Here is a 16,604-nt window from a genome sequence, read left to right as displayed (position 1 = left end):
CGATGTTTGCAGTGATGCTGCGGGAATTGCGCTATTTAAAACGCCATAAAGTTGATTTGTTTATGGCGGTCATTGCCCCTTTGCTGGTGATTCTATTATTTGGCAGTATGTTTTCCGCGGGTAAAGCGGAACATTTACCCATTGTGGTGATTGATCAAGATCAAAGTGAAATGAGTCGTAAAGTGATTCATGCACTTAGCATCAATCACGCCTTGAAGGTTAAAACGATTACCGCTAGCCAAGATGAAGCCGAACGACTCATCAATAAAACCGAAGCTTGGGGATTCGTGATGATCCCTGAGGGGGCTGAGCAACGTCTGGTCAAAGCCCAAGATGCGCAGATCAGTATTGCCTATAACCAGTCTTTTTTTAGTATCGGGAATACCATTTCCTCTGCCATGCTGATCAGTACTTTGAATGGTATGGCGGATTATATGGGGCAAAGCTATTTAGCTAATACTATTCCCTATTTAGATATGCCCACGCCGCATATCAAAATCTCAACCCTGTATAATCCAAGCATGAGTTATGAACTGTTTCTGGAACCTTTTATGGTGCCAGCAGTCTTACATTTATTACTATGCTGCTGCGTCGCTTTTGCTATCGGGCAGGAATTTAAACGTAAGACTGTCGGTGAATGGGTCCAATCAAAACAAATTATCTCCAGCCTACTTGGTAAAGTCCTGCTCTATGTCTTTATTTTTTGCGCCTGGACTTGGTGCTGGATGTTCTGGCTGGCACATATTCGTGGTTACTTTATCGCAGGTTCACTTACACTGATTCTTGTTGCACAGTTTTTGCTGTATTTTGCCTATGCCGTGATCAGCAGTACGGTGGTTTTAGCCACCCAGAATTTACCCAAGACCTTTGGTTTTATCGCGCTTTATGGTGGCTCATCACCAAGCTTTTCTGGAATTACATTACCACTGAATAATGCACCCGCATTTACTCAATTTTGGTCGATGATTATTCCTTACACGCCTTACGCTAAATTGCAGACTGAGCAATGGATCATTGGCAGTGATATTTATGTTTCATTGGTTCCATTTGGTATCTTAGTGGTCTTTGCAGGTTTATTCTTTGCGTTAAGCGTGCGTCTGTTAAAGAAAAATACTCAGGAGCTATGCTCATGAAAGCATTTTTCGGCTATTACCTACAGACCTTTAAAAATATTTTTGCCAATAGCTCGGTGTTTACCACCCTGATTGCCGCAATCTTGCTCTATAGTTTTTTCTATCCAACTGCCTATAAAGCACAAACCGCTGAAGATATTCCGATTGTAATTGTGGATGAAGAACAGAGCATTTTGACCTCAAAAATCATTAGCCAAGCGTCTAATAGTCCGCATATCAAAATCATCACCGTGACAGATAACTTTCTCGAAGCACAGCGCATGGTGAAAAACCAGCAAGCTGAAGGTATTTTGTTATTACCAGAAAACCTGACCAATAGCTTAAAACGCGGTGAAATGGGCGGTATTGGCCTGTACTTGAGTACGGCTTATTTCATTCGAACCAAAGAAGTGGGTGTCGGTTTAGCTGGCTCGATCGAATATACCCTAAAAGAGCATCTCGAAAAGTTTGGCAGTGCCTCTGCGTTTGAGCCAGAACTCTCCATCCATCAGATTCCTTTGTTTAATACCCTGTCGGGTTATGGCAGTTATATCTTCCCTGCTGTGGCCAGTTTAATTATTCATCAGACTATTCTGCTCGGTCTGGCGATGCTGATTGCCAGTTACCGTGAACAAGGCTGGGTGGCAAAACCCGTAGAGTTCTGGGCCACTTTTGCAGCGATCTTTACCACAGGTTGTTTAGGCTGCCTGTATTTATTTGGCTTTACCTTCTGGTTATATGAATATCCACATGGTGGCAATTTCTGGGGCATGCTGCTTGCCGTGCCGATCTATGTCAGCTGTGTGATTGGTTTGGGTATGTTGGTCGGTTCACTGGTTGATATGCCAGAACGGGTTGGTCATTTAATTGTTGTGACTTCTGTACCCTTGTTTTTGCTGACAGGTACCGCATGGCCACATGAAGCCATGCCACATTGGATGCAATACTTTGCATGGACATTGCCTTCAACTCACGGTGTACAGCTATTTGTACAACTCAATCAGATGGGTGTACCCACCTCAATCGTGGTGCCAAAACTGATTTATCTTGCGACAGCCGCTGCAATATTATTGGCGATTTCTTATTATCGTCTGGTCATGATAAAACCAATAAAAAAGGAAGCTGATTAGCTTCCTTTTTTATAATTAATCTTCAAACTGTTTTTTAACAACTTTGACTAATTCCTCTTTGGCTGATTTTATTAAGACAGTGCCATGTGCTGCAACTAAATGCTGAAAATCCAATTGTAGTAGTCGATCAAAATCATTTTTTAAGCTAGCAGATTTTGGTGTAACTCTTTTCAACCAAGGCCCACCAATAAATAAGCCCAATCGGAATCCCATGAGGTAAATAATAATTTTGCTTAGAAAACTAAAATATTTCCAATCACTCCAGTATTGAATACTATCTGTCGTGATTAACAGCTTTTTATCCTCTATATATAAAATAGCTTCAGGGCAAGTTGCCTGTTCAAAAATAAAAAAATCAGCATTTTTAATTGGTGGAATGGCATCTGATTGAATGGTCTTTGTCGGAAATAAATCTGGGTAGTTCACATGGTGTGATTGACTCCAAAATGTTACCTGATAGCGATCAATATAAAACTGATCATCTAAGCCATGAAAGTCACCTAAGCGAATGACATGTTTAACCGCCCCTAAAGCTTCCAATTTTTCTAATTCTGCTTCAGACATCCGAACTGCATTGATTAGAGTCAGCTCATTGTTTTGTTTGATAATAATCATATTACGATTCATGGAGAGACCCAATCCAAGCTTGATACTGCCCCTTAGCAAGTAAATATTTTCAAAAATTTCAACAATCGGATCATGAGGGTAAACAGGTGCATAATTTTCTTTCAACTTTATATCCCTTTATTTTTATCAATATATCTTATACATTCAAATTAAAAATATTAGATTGACCAATATATAAAAAACAAAGTCAATTTTGTAATAAGCATAAAAAAACCCAAAGATAACTTTGGGTTTTTTAAAAATTATTGCTTACGCTTCTGGCGTATCATCTTTCGGCTCAGCAGCCACTTCTTCAGAAGTGATTACTTCTGCCTCAGTGTTTTCTACTTCTTCTGTCGAATCTAATAACTCTTCATCATCTTCTACAGCTTCGATAGATACAACACCAACCAATGTCTCAGCATCACTTAAACGAATCAAACGAACGCCTTGTGCATTACGGCCTGTGGTTGCAACTTCCGCAGCACGGGTACGTACCAATGTACCGCCATCAGAAATCAACATGAGTTCTTTGGCTTCATCAATTGATACCGCACCAATAAGCTCACCGTTACGTTCACTGGTCTTGATCGCAATTACACCCTTACCACCACGTTTCTTGGTTGGGAAGTCATCGACAGGTGTACGCTTACCATAACCGTTCGCGCATGCACACAGCACTTCGCCAGTTTCAGGTACAACAACCAAGGAAACAATACGACTAACAACATTCGAATCTGATGAATCATCATTATCATCGCTGTCATCATTTTCAATGTCAGCATCTTCTGTTCCGATGGTATTGCTTGCAAAGCTCACACGCATACCACGGACACCTTTGGCAGTACGTCCCATGGCACGAACATCAGTTTCAGCAAAACGAATTGCCTTACCTTCATTCGAGAACAACATGATCTGCTGATTACCATCGGTAATCGCAACGCCAATCAAGGTATCTTCTTCATTTAACTCAATTGCTCGTAAACCATTTGAACGAACATTGCTAAATTGTTCAAGTTCAACACGTTTTACTGTGCCTGATGCGGTTGCCATGAAGACATAGTGATTCTGAGGAAATTCAGTCAAAGGTAAAATTGCGGTCACAGTTTCATTCGCATCTAATGGAAGCAAATTAATAATTGGACGACCTTTTGCACCACGAGACGCCTGAGGTACTTCAAATACGCGTAAGCGATAGACTTTACCTACATTGGTAAAGCACAGTACTGTTGCATGGTTCGAGGCAACAATTAAATGTTGGATGATGTCATCATCTTTCATTGCTGTTGCAGACTTACCACGCCCACCACGACGTTGCGCTTGATAATCTGACAGTGGTTGAGTTTTTGCATAACCGGTTTGAGAAACAGTCAATACAACTTGCTCTTCAGGAATCAAGTCTTCACGGCAGAAATCAACACCAGACTCTACAATTTCGGTACGACGACCATCACCATATTGTTGCAAAATCAACGCAAGTTCTTCACGAATCACATTCATCAACAAGTTAAAGTCATTCAGAATTGCAGTTAATTCAGCAATTTGACCTAAGATTTCAGTATATTCTGCGTGTAACTTGTCTTGTTCTAAGCCCGTTAAACGGTGTAGACGTAATTCTAAGATCGCGCCTACTTGTGTAGGTGACAAACGATAGACATCACCAGACAAACCAAATGGACGCGCTGGGTCTTCACCTTCGATCTCATCTGGACGAACAGAAATCGCACCTGCTTTTTCGAGCAATGCAACCACACCACCGCCTGACCACTCACCTGCTTGTAATCGCTCACGCGCTTCAGCTGGGTTGGCAGAAGTTTTGATAGTTTCAATAATGGCATCAATATTGGCTAAAGCAACTGTCAAACCTTCTAAGATATGCCCACGTTCACGTGCTTTACGCAATTCGTACATGGTACGGCGAGTCACTACTTCTTGGCGGTGACGAATAAATGCCGCAATAATATCTTTCAGGTTCATCAACTTTGGCTGACCATTGTCTAGGCAGACCATGTTGATGCTGAACGAGTTTTGCAATTGCGTATGCAAGAATAAATTATTTACCGCTACTTCAGCGTTTTCACCACGCTTCAAGTCAATCGCGATACGCATACCGTCTTTATCAGACTCGTCACGTAGCTCAGAAATACCTTCAAGTTTCTTTTCTTTGACTAACTCAGCAATACGCTCAATGGTTTTTGCTTTGTTGACTTGATATGGAATTTCAGTAAAGACGATCGTGGTACGACCTGTTTTCTGGTCTTCTTCGAAGTGATACTTACCACGAATATGTAAACGACCTTTACCCGTACGGTAAGCATCTACAATGCCTGATTTACCGTAAATAATACCGCCTGTAGGGAAATCTGGGCCCGTAATGTGCTCCATCAAACCTTCAATCGAAATATTCGGGTTATTGGCATAGGCCAAACATGCATTGACTACTTCAGTCATGTTGTGTGGCGCCATATTGGTCGCCATACCTACCGCAATACCTGTCGTACCATTAATCAAAAGATTTGGAATACGCGTTGGCATCACCTGAGGAATACGCTCAGAACCGTCGTAGTTATCTTCCCAATCAACCGTATCTTTTTCTAGATCAGCCAAGATTTCATGGGTTAATTTTTGCATACGAACTTCGGTATAACGCATTGCTGCTGCGCTATCCCCATCGACTGAACCGAAGTTACCCTGACCATCAACTAACATGTAACGCAAGCTGAAGTCCTGCGCCATACGAACAATTGTTTCGTATACTGCACTGTCACCATGAGGGTGATATTTACCGATCACGTCACCGACAACACGAGCAGACTTTTTGTACGCTTTGTTATAATCATTGCCCAATTCGTGCATCGCATATAATACACGACGATGAACAGGTTTTAGACCGTCTCTAACATCTGGCAATGCACGAGATACGATTACGCTCATCGCGTAATCTAGATATGAATGCTTGAGTTCGTCCTCAATGGCAATCGGTCTGATTTCCGATACGCTCATGCATACTCCTTGTTTACAGGTAGAGAGTTGTACCTGTTTTTATGTCTTCAATCTTGCAAAATTTTAGCTCAAGGGCTTGAACTAAAAATAAAAAATACAGCGAAAAATTATAGCACAAAGCACTCACTAACTGTGAGTTTACGCATCTAAAAATAGCATTTTTTTACAATAAAAAGATTATATAAATTAATGACTTAAAATTATCAAATCAAAACTCAATAGATAAAAGTTGAATCTTTCTTGTTTTGGGTAAAAGATCGTCAAGTAATAGAATAAAAGTGTTGAATTAAATGAGATTTATCTTTTTCTTAAGATCAACGTCATGACCACCCATAAATATAGAAATAAGGATTCCTATTCAGAGAATGCGTTGAAGATCCCGCGGTTTAGTTCGAGGAAAAAAATATCAAATAGAGTAAAGCACTTCCACTAAAAGAAAAATATAGTACATCTTTAATAAAAATCCTACGCACCCATAAGTCATCCCCCGAATATTCACAACTATTTATTATATCCCCCATATAAGGCCATTCCTTTTCATCTGCTAATGATTTTGACTATGTCAGCGGTGGCGCGTATAGGAAGCCCTGTATCGCTCGTATAACTTCAATGCAATACACATGAGAGCCTATATGCACTCTCTTCAATAAAGACAAGAACAAAACTAGATAGGTGTGCCAAGTGAATACGACTTAGCTTTTTAAGATCTCCAGATATTAATAAAATAAAAGTGATCTCTTATACCAAATCAACTATCTCAACATTTTTTAATCACATAAAAAAACGCCCCTTTCGGAGCGTTTTTCAAACTTCATTCACAAAGAATTAAAGTTTAGATACCAATTCAGGTACAACAGTGTTCAAATCGCCCACTAACCAGTAGTCAGCAACGCTGTTGATTGGTGCTTCTTCGTCTTTGTTGATTGCAACAATAACTTTAGAATCTTTCATACCTGCCAAGTGCTGAATCGCACCAGAGATACCAATCGCCATATAAAGATCTGGAGCAACGATTTTACCAGTTTGACCCACTTGGAAATCGTTTGGTACGAAGCCAGCATCTACCGCAGCACGTGAAGCACCTTGAGCAGCACCAAGCTTGTCTGCTAATGGGTCAAGTACTTTGTGATAGTTCTCACCAGAACCTACACCACGACCACCAGAAACAACGATACGTGCAGCAGTTAACTCTGGACGATCAAGTTTCACGATTTCTTCGTTTACAAATGTAGAAATACCAGCGTCTTTCGCTTCTGCAACAGCTTCAACCGCAGCAGAACCACCTTCAGCAGCAACTGCATCAAATGCTGTACCACGAACTGTACCAACGATGATTGCTTCTTCAGATTGAACAGTTGCAATCGCGTTACCCGCATAGATAGGGCGTTTGAAAGTATTTGCAGATTCAACAGCAATGATGTCTGAAATCATGCTTACGTCAAGAAGTGCAGCAACGCGTGGAAGAATGTTCTTACCCGTCGTTGTAGAAGCAGCTAATACGTATTTGTATCCACCTTTCGCGATGTCAGCAACTAAGCCAGCAACGTTTTCAGCCAATTGGTTTGCATAAGCAGCATTGTCAGCAAGTAATACTTTGCTCACACCAGCAACTTTAGCAGCAGCGTCAGCAACTGCTTGAGCGCCAGAACCAGCAACTAATACAGTAATATCACCACCGATTTTTTGAGCTGCCGCAACAACGTTTAAAGTTGCACCGTTAAGTGTCTGGTTGTTGTGATCAGCGATAACTAAAATACTCATGATTTTATCCTTCTGTATTAGATCACTTTCGCTTCGTTTTTCAATTTTTCAACAAGCTCGTCTACAGACTTCACTTGTACGCCAGCTTTACGTTCAGCAGGAGCTTCAACTTTAATTGTTTTAAGCTTAGTGCCTGTTGCAACGCCATAATCAGCAGGTGACTTAGTATCAAGCGGTTTTTTACGCGCTTTCATGATGTTTGGAAGAGCAGCATAGCGTGGCTCATTCAAACGTAAGTCAGTAGTGATGATTGCAGGAAGTGCAAGCTCAACAGTTTGTAGACCGCCGTCAACTTCACGAGTTACTTGAACTTTACCGCCATCGACTTTAACTTCAGATGCGAAAGTACCTTGACCTGCACCGAGTAAAGCACCAAGCATTTGACCTACTTGGTTAGAGTCATCATCAATTGCTTGTTTACCAAGAAGGATAAGTTCTGGTTTTTCAGCATCAACAACGCCTTTCAAGATTTTAGCAACTTCTAAAGCGCCAACTTCATCAGTAGTTTCAACTAAAATACCGCGATCAGCACCTAAAGCCATTGCAGAACGAATTTGTTCTTGAGCGTCTTTAGAACCCACTGAAACAACAACGATTTCAGAAACTGTTCCTTTTTCTTTTAAGCGAACCGCTTCTTCCACTGCGATTTCACAGAATGGGTTGATTGACATCTTAACGTTGGTAAGGTCAACCCCACTATTGTCCGGCTTAACACGAACTTTTACGTTGGCATCAACCACACGTTTTACAGCGACAAGAGCCTTCATGTAATCCTCGGCTGTTCTAAGCAAGTAAATGTAATGAAGAGCATTCTAACTCTTCGATTGAAACTTTTTAGGTGCCCTATCTTGCAATGTATTTGGCATTTCGGTCAAGTCACAATTTCCGCTATGGCAATAAAAAAGATGAAACGCTCAGTTCACATATTGAAAATAATTATTGGTGCTACAAATTTAGTTTATAAATGTGATGAATATTAAACTTTGATTTTTTTAATATTTTATAAAATTCAATGATCTAAAACAGGCATTTTGATTTAAATAAGGATGATCTGTAACGGATCGTTTCTAGCAAAATTACAAGTGTTTTGGATTTTGCAAAAACGTGGCAATTAAGTAAGAACAGCAATTAAACGAATACCAGAAATAAACGGGAAAAGTAGTCGACTATTAAACGCTCAATTTTGCAACATAATATATCAAGATTTAGCTTTTTTGCGCACGTGGATGGGTTTGATCATATACTTTTGCCAGTTGTTCAAAGTCAACATGGGTATAAATCTGGGTAGTCGACAAATTACTGTGTCCAAGCATTTCTTGTACAGAACGCAAATCACCACTGGCAGATAGCATATGACTAGCAAAACAATGTCTTAATAAATGTGGATGCAAATCGACATTCACACCTGCACGTTGTGCTTGTAACTTGACCCGATTTTCAATTTGACGCGGTGTTAAGGCATTACCACGTTGTGAGATAAAAACAGCTGAGTCGGCATTAAAACTACCTTGCCAAATTCGATAGATTTTCAGCCATTCAACCAAGCTGTCTTTGGCCTTCAATCCAAAAGGAACAATACGCGTTTTATTGCCTTTACCTGTAATACGTAAAAGCTGTCGGTTAAAATCAATATCTTTAACTGTTAAACCTTGTAGTTCAGCTAAACGCAAACCACTTGAATATAACAGTTCAAGCATGGCTTTATCACGTAACCATAATTGTTGTTCGATCGGTTTCTCTGGTGCTGCTTGATCTAAAATTTGATGCACAGTCTCAATATCAATCATGCCTGGTAAAGGTCGTGGTTGACGTTTTAATTTAAAATCCTCTGACGGATTTTGCTCCAGATATTGACCTTGTTCTGCCCACTTCATAAATTGGCGAATCGACGTTAAATGACGTTGTAAACTACTGGAGCTTAATTGGTCTCGTTCGACACGGGCTGCCAGATATTCCCTTAAATCAGATGCTTCGACATCTTGGAGTTGCAGTTGTTTATATTCGCAAAATTTAAAGAAATCGGTTAAATCACGTTGATAAGCCGAGATAGTATGTTCAGATTGATTTTGAATCATCCGTTCTTTTAACCACATGGATAGCAGTTTTTCAGGGCTTTCCAAATTGCTCTCCAGTGTTATGCCTATACCTATGGCTACAGTCTAGCAAATTTTACTGCGATTTATCGTTAAAGTAATATCGAAGAATTGATGCCTGTGTAATACAATAAATTTCAAGTTTTGAGTGGCGCTACCATGATGACAACAATGCTTATTCCCTATCTTATCGCAATCACCCTCTTGACCATTACTCCTGGTCTAGATACCACACTGATTATTCGCACTGCGACCTTGGAAAGTAAAGCCAAAGCATTTCAAGCTGCTTTAGGGATTAATCTCGGCTGTATTGTATGGGGAATGATTGTGGCCTGTGGTTTAGGCGCATTGTTGATGGCATCTGATCTAGCCTTCAATGCCTTGAAGTGGATGGGAGCAGTTTATCTCACGTGGTTAGGACTCAATCTTATTCTAAAACCTCGTAACCAGCTCGCAGGTTTGAATGATTCTACAACGACTCAAAACTGGTTTATTAAAGGCTTCTGGGGCAATTTGCTCAATCCCAAAGTTGGTATTTTTTATATTTCTTTTTTACCACAGTTTATTCCACAGTCTTCATCTCCAGTCATCTGGACCATGGGACTGGTGATGATTCATGTGCTCATCGGGTTGATCTGGTCAATCTTCCTGATCTCCGCGATGCAGTCCATTTCTGCTTATTTAAAGCAACCTAAATTCATTCGCTATATGGATCGCATCACAGGCAGTATTTTTATTTTGTTTGCATTGAAACTGGCATTCAGCAAACGATAAGCAATAAAAAAGCGCGTTTCAATCAACGCGCTTTTTTTTAATCTTAGATCATCAGCCTTGGAAATATCTTAAATCCAAACGAGCATCATAAACATGCGTGGTTGGACCTGTCATCCAAACTACATCCCCTTCACGCCAAGCAATATGTAACTTACCGCCAGCAAGCTGAACTTCAACTTCATTCGCCAGCAAACCACGGCGCATACCACTGACTGCTGCTGCACAAGCACCCGTACCACAGGCCAAAGTCTCACCTACACCACGCTCAAACACACGTAAACGAATATGCTTTTCATCCAGAATTTGCATAAATCCAGCATTCACACGTGCAGGAAAACGCGCATGTGATTCCACTTGTGGACCAATACGCTCAACATCAGCGGTTAGCACATCTGGTACGATAGTCACAGCATGCGGATTACCCATGTTCACAACATCAATATTAATGCTCTGATTATCTGCAAGTTCCAGTGCGTATAAACCTTCAATATCTTCATGCTCTTGGGTCACAAACGGAATTTCTTCTGGAAGAAATTTCGGTGGCCCCATATTGACGCGAACCCAACCATTGGCACCCAATTCAGGTTCGACAATACCTGCTTTGGTTTGCACACGGATTTTGGTTTTGGTCGTCAATTGACGCTCATGTACAAAGCGAGCAAAACAACGCACCCCATTACCGCATTGTTCAACTTCAGAACCATCAGCATTAAAAATTCGATATTTAAAATCGACATCTGGCAAATCAGGTGGTTCAACAATCAATAGTTGATCAAAACCCACGCCAAAATGACGATCGGCTAAACGCTGAATCGTCACTGTATCTAAATAAGCACGCTGGGTCACAAGGTCAACGACCATAAAATCATTGCCCAACCCATGCATTTTGGTAAATTCTAAATACATCTTAATTTACTCCTCAGGCAACAAATGCTCTTTTTCCCAGAGTGATTCTATGGTTTCACGCTCACGAATTAAATAGGCTTGATCACCACTGACCATAACTTCGGCAGCACGACCACGGCTATTATAATTAGAGCTCATTACGAAACCATAAGCACCTGCACCCAACACTGCTAAGACATCATTTTCCTGAAGTGCCAACTCACGTTCTTTACCCAAGAAATCACCAGTTTCGCAAATGGCACCGACTAAATCCCAAGTTTTAACTTCAACATCAGGATTTGGATTGACCGACTGAATATCCATCCACGCTTCATATAGAGCAGGACGAATAAGGTCATTCATCGCGGCATCAATAATGGCAAAGTTGCGATGATTGGTCGGTTTGAGTAAATCTACCTTGGTGACTAATGCACCAGCATTGGCAGAAATACTACGCCCTGGTTCCATATATACTTTGAGACCCAACTTTTCTAAAGCTGGACGCATCGAATTAGCATATTCTTCAACACTTGGTGGCGTTTCATCTTTATAACGCACACCCAAACCACCACCAATATCAATATGTTTGAGGTTGATACCCAAGCTTTTCAACTGCTCAATCATGACAATGACACGATCAAGTGCATCCACGAAAGGTTTGGTCTCGGTCAATTGTGAGCCGATATGACAATCAATCCCAACAATCTCAAGATTCGGTAACGACGCAGCATATTGATAAGTTTCATCAACAGTATCACTTGGAATGCCAAACTTATTTTCTTTCAAACCTGTAGAGATATAAGGATGAGTTTTGGCATCTACATCTGGATTTACACGTAAAGAAATCGGTGCTTTTTTGCCTAGTTTCGCTGCAACTTTTTGAATGCGATCCAGCTCAGCATGAGATTCGACATTAAAACAAGCAATCCCGACATTTAAGGCTTTTTCGATATCGGCTTCAGATTTACCTAAACCAGAAAATACGATTTTCGAAGGTTCACCACCTGCTGCAAGTACACGTGCCAGTTCTCCACCAGTCACGATATCAAAACCTGCACCCACCTTTGCCAACACATTTAGAACAGCCAAATTTGAGTTTGACTTCACCGCAAAACAGATTTGATGATCAATAAAATCAAAAGCACGGTGCATATCCAAATAATGCTTTTCAAAAGTTGCTTTTGAATAAACATATAAAGGCGTGCCATATTGCTGTGCGAGCTGATCCAGTGAACATTGCTCAGCGTGCAATACTCCATTAATGCGAGTGAAACTCATGAAGATGTCCTTATTTACAAACTTAAGGTGAGATGGTCTGTGATTGAGTCGTTGACGATGTTGCTTGGCGTTCTACCTCTGCTTGATCTGCTTTTGCATCAGATGAAGCCTTAGCCTGAGGTGCTTCATTTTTATAAAGCAGATATTTTGCGCGCTTATCCTGATTTTGATCAGACGGTAATTGCAATGCACCTGACTGACCACATGCAGTTAAAATAACGCTGCTCAGCAACACACTGATAGAACAAATGACTTTAAGCATCTGTGCACCTAACTTTTACAATTCGGAGCAGTATAGCGTGATCATTAGATCGGCTAAAGTCTAAACTTGAATGAATCAAACAATAACCATAAAAAAACGCCGACTTTAAAGTCGACGTTTTCATCATCATTGAGCTAAAAGCTTACTTTTTCTTATAGAAGAAATAACCAATGGCCAAAATGATGAACCAGATTGGGCTGACTTTTAATGATTCTAAAGTCGTTTCATCCAACGCTAGGAAGTAAATTGTTGCAAGGAAAAATAAAATTACAACCCAACATGTAAACACGCCACCAGGCAATTTAAATGTAGATTGTGCATGCAGTTCAGGACGATTTTTGCGGTAGTTAATATAACTCCACATAATGATCATCCATACACAGATGAATAAAATCGTTGATAAGGTTGTGGCTAAAGTAAACGCCGTCACTTCATCATTGGTGCCCGTTTGTAATTTATAGACAAACTGAACGAATGCGCCAATAAAGATACAGATTGATGAGAAAATCAAAGCTTTTGCAGGAACTGCAGACTTAGATAATTTACCAAATAGCTTCGGTGCTTGTTGATCCCCTGACAAACCAAACAACATACGACTGGTCGAGAATACACCACTGTTCATTGATGACATTACTGACGATAACACCACCAAGTTCATGATAATCGCCGCAGAAGCAATACCTGCTTGCGAGAAGATATTTACAAATGGGCTGACTTTAGGATTGATCTGATCCCAAGGCGTTACACACATCACCACAAACAATGCCAATACATAGAAAATAATGATACGAATTGGAATCGAGTTAATTGCTTTCGGTAAGTTACGCTTCGGATCTTGTGTTTCAGCAGCCGTGGTACCAACCAACTCCACCCCGACAAAGGCGAAAATTGCAATCTGGAAACCCGCCAAGAAACCATCTAAACCTTTAGGGAACATGCCACCATGTGTCCAAAGATTCGAGACGCTTGCAACTGTACCTGTAGTGCTAGTAAACCCAGTAAAGATCATCCATAGACCAACAGCGATTAAGACAATAATTGCTGTAATCTTTACCATTGCAAACCAGAACTCCATTTCACCGAATAGTTTAACGGTGACTAGGTTCAAGCCAAGCACAAAAGCAATGGCAACGGTACTAATCAATAAACCACCTAATGGCGTAAATGACTCTCCGCCATTAAAGAATTCTAGATAGTAAATAATAGCGGATAAATCTGCGATACCAATCGTGACCCAACAGAGCCAATAGGTCCAACCAACAAAATAACCAGCCCAAGGGCCAATTAAATCCGTCGATAAATCGATAAAAGATTTGTAGTTAAGGTTGGATAGTAATAGCTCCCCTAATGCACGCATTACGAAGAACACCATCAAACCAATGGTCATATAAATAAACAGAATAGATGGTCCAGCTAAACTAATGGTTTTACCAGATCCCATGAACAACCCTGTTCCAATGGCACCGCCAATCGCAATCAACTGCAGATGTCGATTAGATAGACTACGGTGAAGTCCGCTTTGTTCAGCAGCCTCACTCAGATTTTGATTCGACATTTTACAAAAACTCTCCAGTGTTTTAGTTCATTAGCTAAAACAACGCCTAACAACGATTCGTACCATTTTCAGTATCTTTTCTCGTTATTCATGAGTTGGCTTGCTTTAGCTAAGAAATGTTTTACCTGTATTTTTTTCAAGTGAAATACAATCGAATTCGATCATACGCACAAGGTTAAAACAATACAATGAACTTATGAGGGCAACTCATCAGTCATAAAAAGGTACTTCAAAATTAAAGAGTGGCGATTTAAGCCACTCTTTTTCTACTCGAGAAAATATTGATTTATAATTCAATCATTAGAAGTTTGCTTCTGTTTATTTTTGAGACGCTCCTCCCAAAAAGTTGCATTACGGATACCCAATTTAATTGGATCAAATGTAAACTCCTTAACTCCTGCTTTTTGTTGTTCTTCATAGTCACGTAAAGCCTTAATGGTCGGTTTCCATACAAAATAGGTCACGATAATACCGATGATATTGATCCATGCCATCAGACCAACCCCAATATCACCAATCCCCCAAATATAACCTGTTGCACTGAGTACGCCATAAGCCACAGAAATCATAATGAAACATTTGGTGATAAATAAAAGAGATGGCGTTTTGGTGATATAGCTCAGATAAGTGATGTTTGTTTCAGCAATATAGTAATAGGCCACAATCGTGGTAAAGGCAAAGAAGAATACCGCCAAGGCAACAAAGATCTGACCAAAACCACCAAACACGGTGCTAACCGCCATTTGCGTAAATGCTGGTGAACCAATTTCAGTGCTGGTTGCAACATTCTGCACGATAAACTGCCCAGCTTCTAAAGTACCCTGTACGTTATACATACCAGTGATTAAAATCATAAAGGCTGTTGCAGAACACACAAATAGTGTATCGACATAAATGGAGAAGGCTTGCACAAAACCTTGCTGTGCTGGATGCTGAACTTCTGCGGCTGCAGCAGCATGCGGTCCTGTACCTTGTCCTGCCTCATTGGAATAAACACCACGTTTTACCCCCCAACCAATGGCGGCACCAATCCCTGCCATTGGCGAAAATGCATCTTCAAAAATGAGTTTGATCACGCCAGGTAATTCTTGGATATTCATCCCAACAATAATCACGGCCATCAGGATATAACCCAATGCCATAAATGGAACAACGAGCTCTGCGAAGCGAGCAATACGTTTAATCCCACCAAAAATAATGATTGCCAATAAAGAAACAATCACGATTAAGGCCAATAATTTATAAGTACCGACATTACCAAATACGATGGCACCTTGACCTGTAATTTGGGTAAACGCATTACCGACCGCATTGGCTTGAATACCAGGTAGAAATAAACCACAGGAAATAATTGCAGCAATCGCAAAGAGAATCCCTAACCAACGCTGGCCTAAGCCACGGTCAAAATAAAATGCAGGTCCACCACGATATTCACCTTGATATTCGACCTTATAAATTTGACCCAGAGTTGACTCAACATAAGCGGTACTTGCACCCAAAAATGCAACCAACCACATCCAAAACACAGCACCGGGACCACCGAATCCAATTGCTGCCGCCACCCCCGCAATATTCCCCACGCCGACACGTCCAGACAAGGAGACTGACAACGCTTGAAATGAGGAAATTCCTTGCGCGGAGGATGAACCATTAATTAACAGCTTTGCCATTTCCTTAATTTGGCGAACCTGTACAAACCGAGTTAAAATAGAGAAAAACAAACCAGCACCTAGGCATAAATAGATCAGCGCTGGACTCCAGATAATTCCATTTACCCAATTTACAATTTCTGCTGCACTCATAGACATCAACCTTTATTATATATTTTGAAAAAATAGCCATTGCTAAATTTCCATTCGTCTGAGCATGAGCAATATCTATGCCATTCGATCAAAACCTCATGACAACAAATAAGCGAACACACCTATACCATCCATGGAAAAAGTGAATTGAACAAAAAAATGAATGCTAAAAACACACTGTCTATAAGTTGTATATCATGTTATTTTCCTGAGCACTTCCCTTTAACCAACCAGTGACGAAACCGTACTGTCTTCTTGTTTTATCCTTATAAAGAACGATCAGCGTTGTTAGAAATTTTCGTCCTGACTCTTTTTTATCTAATTTTAAGAAAGTTTTCAATTT

At 40.5% G+C, this 16,604-nt stretch carries 13 protein-coding genes; 3 read left to right on the top strand and 10 right to left on the bottom strand.

Annotation, left to right across the window (positions count from 1 at the left end):
• Positions 1 to 2: 2 nt before the first annotated feature.
• Both A7P54_RS10945 and A7P54_RS10940 read left to right on the top strand, forming a co-directional pair.
• Positions 3 to 1,133: an ABC transporter permease gene (locus tag A7P54_RS10945; protein ID WP_171549591.1), complete on the top strand. Its 1,131-nt coding sequence runs from the start codon at positions 3 to 5 to the stop codon at positions 1,131 to 1,133.
• On the top strand, positions 1,130 to 2,242 hold the full coding sequence (locus A7P54_RS10940; protein ID WP_171549590.1) for an ABC transporter permease: 1,113 nt from the start codon (positions 1,130 to 1,132) through the stop codon (positions 2,240 to 2,242). The genes A7P54_RS10945 and A7P54_RS10940 overlap by 4 nt, the downstream gene beginning before the upstream one ends.
• A 15-nt stretch (positions 2,243 to 2,257) precedes the next feature.
• On the opposite strand, the gene A7P54_RS10935 is transcribed toward A7P54_RS10940, so the two are convergent.
• The 5 genes from A7P54_RS10935 to xerA form a co-directional block, all read right to left on the bottom strand.
• Entirely contained in the window at positions 2,258 to 2,974 is a 717-nt protein-coding gene (locus tag A7P54_RS10935; RefSeq protein ID WP_171549589.1) for a hypothetical protein, read from the bottom strand.
• Positions 2,975 to 3,118: 144 nt separating this feature from the next.
• Entirely contained in the window at positions 3,119 to 5,851 is a 2,733-nt protein-coding gene (gyrA, locus tag A7P54_RS10930) for a DNA gyrase subunit A (RefSeq protein ID WP_171549588.1), read from the bottom strand.
• Between the two features lie 825 nt (positions 5,852 to 6,676).
• Positions 6,677 to 7,612, bottom strand: a complete 936-nt coding sequence (locus A7P54_RS10925) for an FAD-binding protein (protein ID WP_171549587.1) — start codon at positions 7,610 to 7,612, stop codon at positions 6,677 to 6,679.
• A gap of 17 nt (positions 7,613 to 7,629) precedes the next feature.
• Positions 7,630 to 8,379, bottom strand: a complete 750-nt coding sequence (locus A7P54_RS10920; RefSeq protein ID WP_065342469.1) for an electron transfer flavoprotein subunit beta/FixA family protein — start codon at positions 8,377 to 8,379, stop codon at positions 7,630 to 7,632.
• Positions 8,380 to 8,817: 438 nt separating this feature from the next.
• Positions 8,818 to 9,705, bottom strand: coding sequence for a site-specific tyrosine recombinase/integron integrase (xerA, locus tag A7P54_RS10915; RefSeq protein WP_171549693.1), 888 nt, complete (start codon positions 9,703 to 9,705; stop codon positions 8,818 to 8,820).
• A 162-nt stretch (positions 9,706 to 9,867) separates the two neighbouring features.
• Here xerA and A7P54_RS10910 point away from each other — a divergent pair, with 162 nt between their 5' ends.
• The gene (locus A7P54_RS10910; RefSeq protein ID WP_171549692.1) at positions 9,868 to 10,479 is read left to right on the top strand and encodes a LysE family translocator; all 612 of its coding nucleotides are present in this window, start codon (positions 9,868 to 9,870) and stop codon (positions 10,477 to 10,479) included.
• Between the two features lie 51 nt (positions 10,480 to 10,530).
• Here the strand turns inward: A7P54_RS10910 and dapF are convergent, their stop codons facing one another.
• The 5 genes from dapF to A7P54_RS10885 form a co-directional block, all read right to left on the bottom strand.
• On the bottom strand, positions 10,531 to 11,385 hold the full coding sequence (dapF, locus tag A7P54_RS10905; protein ID WP_004805579.1) for a diaminopimelate epimerase: 855 nt from the start codon (positions 11,383 to 11,385) through the stop codon (positions 10,531 to 10,533).
• A 6-nt stretch (positions 11,386 to 11,391) separates the two neighbouring features.
• Positions 11,392 to 12,642 carry a diaminopimelate decarboxylase gene (gene lysA / locus A7P54_RS10900; RefSeq protein WP_171549586.1) on the bottom strand — a complete coding sequence of 417 codons (1,251 nt, stop codon included), beginning with the start codon at positions 12,640 to 12,642 and terminating at the stop codon, positions 11,392 to 11,394.
• Between the two features lie 22 nt (positions 12,643 to 12,664).
• Positions 12,665 to 12,904 (bottom strand): lipoprotein, encoded by a 240-nt coding sequence (locus A7P54_RS10895; RefSeq protein WP_004654681.1) that lies wholly within the window; start codon positions 12,902 to 12,904, stop codon positions 12,665 to 12,667.
• Between the two features lie 142 nt (positions 12,905 to 13,046).
• On the bottom strand, positions 13,047 to 14,459 hold the full coding sequence (locus tag A7P54_RS10890) for an amino acid permease (RefSeq protein WP_171549585.1): 1,413 nt from the start codon (positions 14,457 to 14,459) through the stop codon (positions 13,047 to 13,049).
• A gap of 293 nt (positions 14,460 to 14,752) precedes the next feature.
• Positions 14,753 to 16,261 (bottom strand): alanine/glycine:cation symporter family protein, encoded by a 1,509-nt coding sequence (locus A7P54_RS10885; protein WP_171549584.1) that lies wholly within the window; start codon positions 16,259 to 16,261, stop codon positions 14,753 to 14,755.
• Between the last annotated feature and the right edge of the window lie 343 nt (positions 16,262 to 16,604).

Origin of the sequence: Acinetobacter sp. Ac_3412 (assembly GCF_013072675.1) — a bacterium.
Lineage (GTDB): Bacteria > Pseudomonadota > Gammaproteobacteria > Pseudomonadales > Moraxellaceae > Acinetobacter > Acinetobacter higginsii.
The sequence above is the reverse complement of the archived record's forward strand: the minus strand, read 5'-3'. Positions and strand labels throughout refer to the sequence as shown.

Bases quoted from the DNA above. Each gene is read 5' to 3' on its own strand.
- A7P54_RS10945 (WP_171549591.1), top strand. From the start codon at position 3: ATGTTTGCAGTGATGCTGCGGGAATTGCGCTATTTAAAACGCCATAAA.
- A7P54_RS10940 (WP_171549590.1), top strand. From the start codon at position 1,130: ATGAAAGCATTTTTCGGCTATTACCTACAGACCTTTAAAAATATTTTT.
- gyrA (WP_171549588.1), bottom strand. From the start codon at position 5,851: ATGAGCGTATCGGAAATCAGACCGATTGCCATTGAGGACGAACTCAAG.
- A7P54_RS10925 (WP_171549587.1), bottom strand. From the start codon at position 7,612: ATGAGTATTTTAGTTATCGCTGATCACAACAACCAGACACTTAACGGT.
- A7P54_RS10920 (WP_065342469.1), bottom strand. From the start codon at position 8,379: ATGAAGGCTCTTGTCGCTGTAAAACGTGTGGTTGATGCCAACGTAAAA.
- xerA (WP_171549693.1), bottom strand. From the start codon at position 9,705: ATGTGGTTAAAAGAACGGATGATTCAAAATCAATCTGAACATACTATC.
- A7P54_RS10910 (WP_171549692.1), top strand. From the start codon at position 9,868: ATGACAACAATGCTTATTCCCTATCTTATCGCAATCACCCTCTTGACC.
- dapF (WP_004805579.1), bottom strand. From the start codon at position 11,385: ATGTATTTAGAATTTACCAAAATGCATGGGTTGGGCAATGATTTTATG.
- lysA (WP_171549586.1), bottom strand. From the start codon at position 12,642: ATGAGTTTCACTCGCATTAATGGAGTATTGCACGCTGAGCAATGTTCA.
- A7P54_RS10895 (WP_004654681.1), bottom strand. From the start codon at position 12,904: ATGCTTAAAGTCATTTGTTCTATCAGTGTGTTGCTGAGCAGCGTTATT.
- A7P54_RS10890 (WP_171549585.1), bottom strand. From the start codon at position 14,459: ATGTCGAATCAAAATCTGAGTGAGGCTGCTGAACAAAGCGGACTTCAC.
- A7P54_RS10885 (WP_171549584.1), bottom strand. From the start codon at position 16,261: ATGAGTGCAGCAGAAATTGTAAATTGGGTAAATGGAATTATCTGGAGT.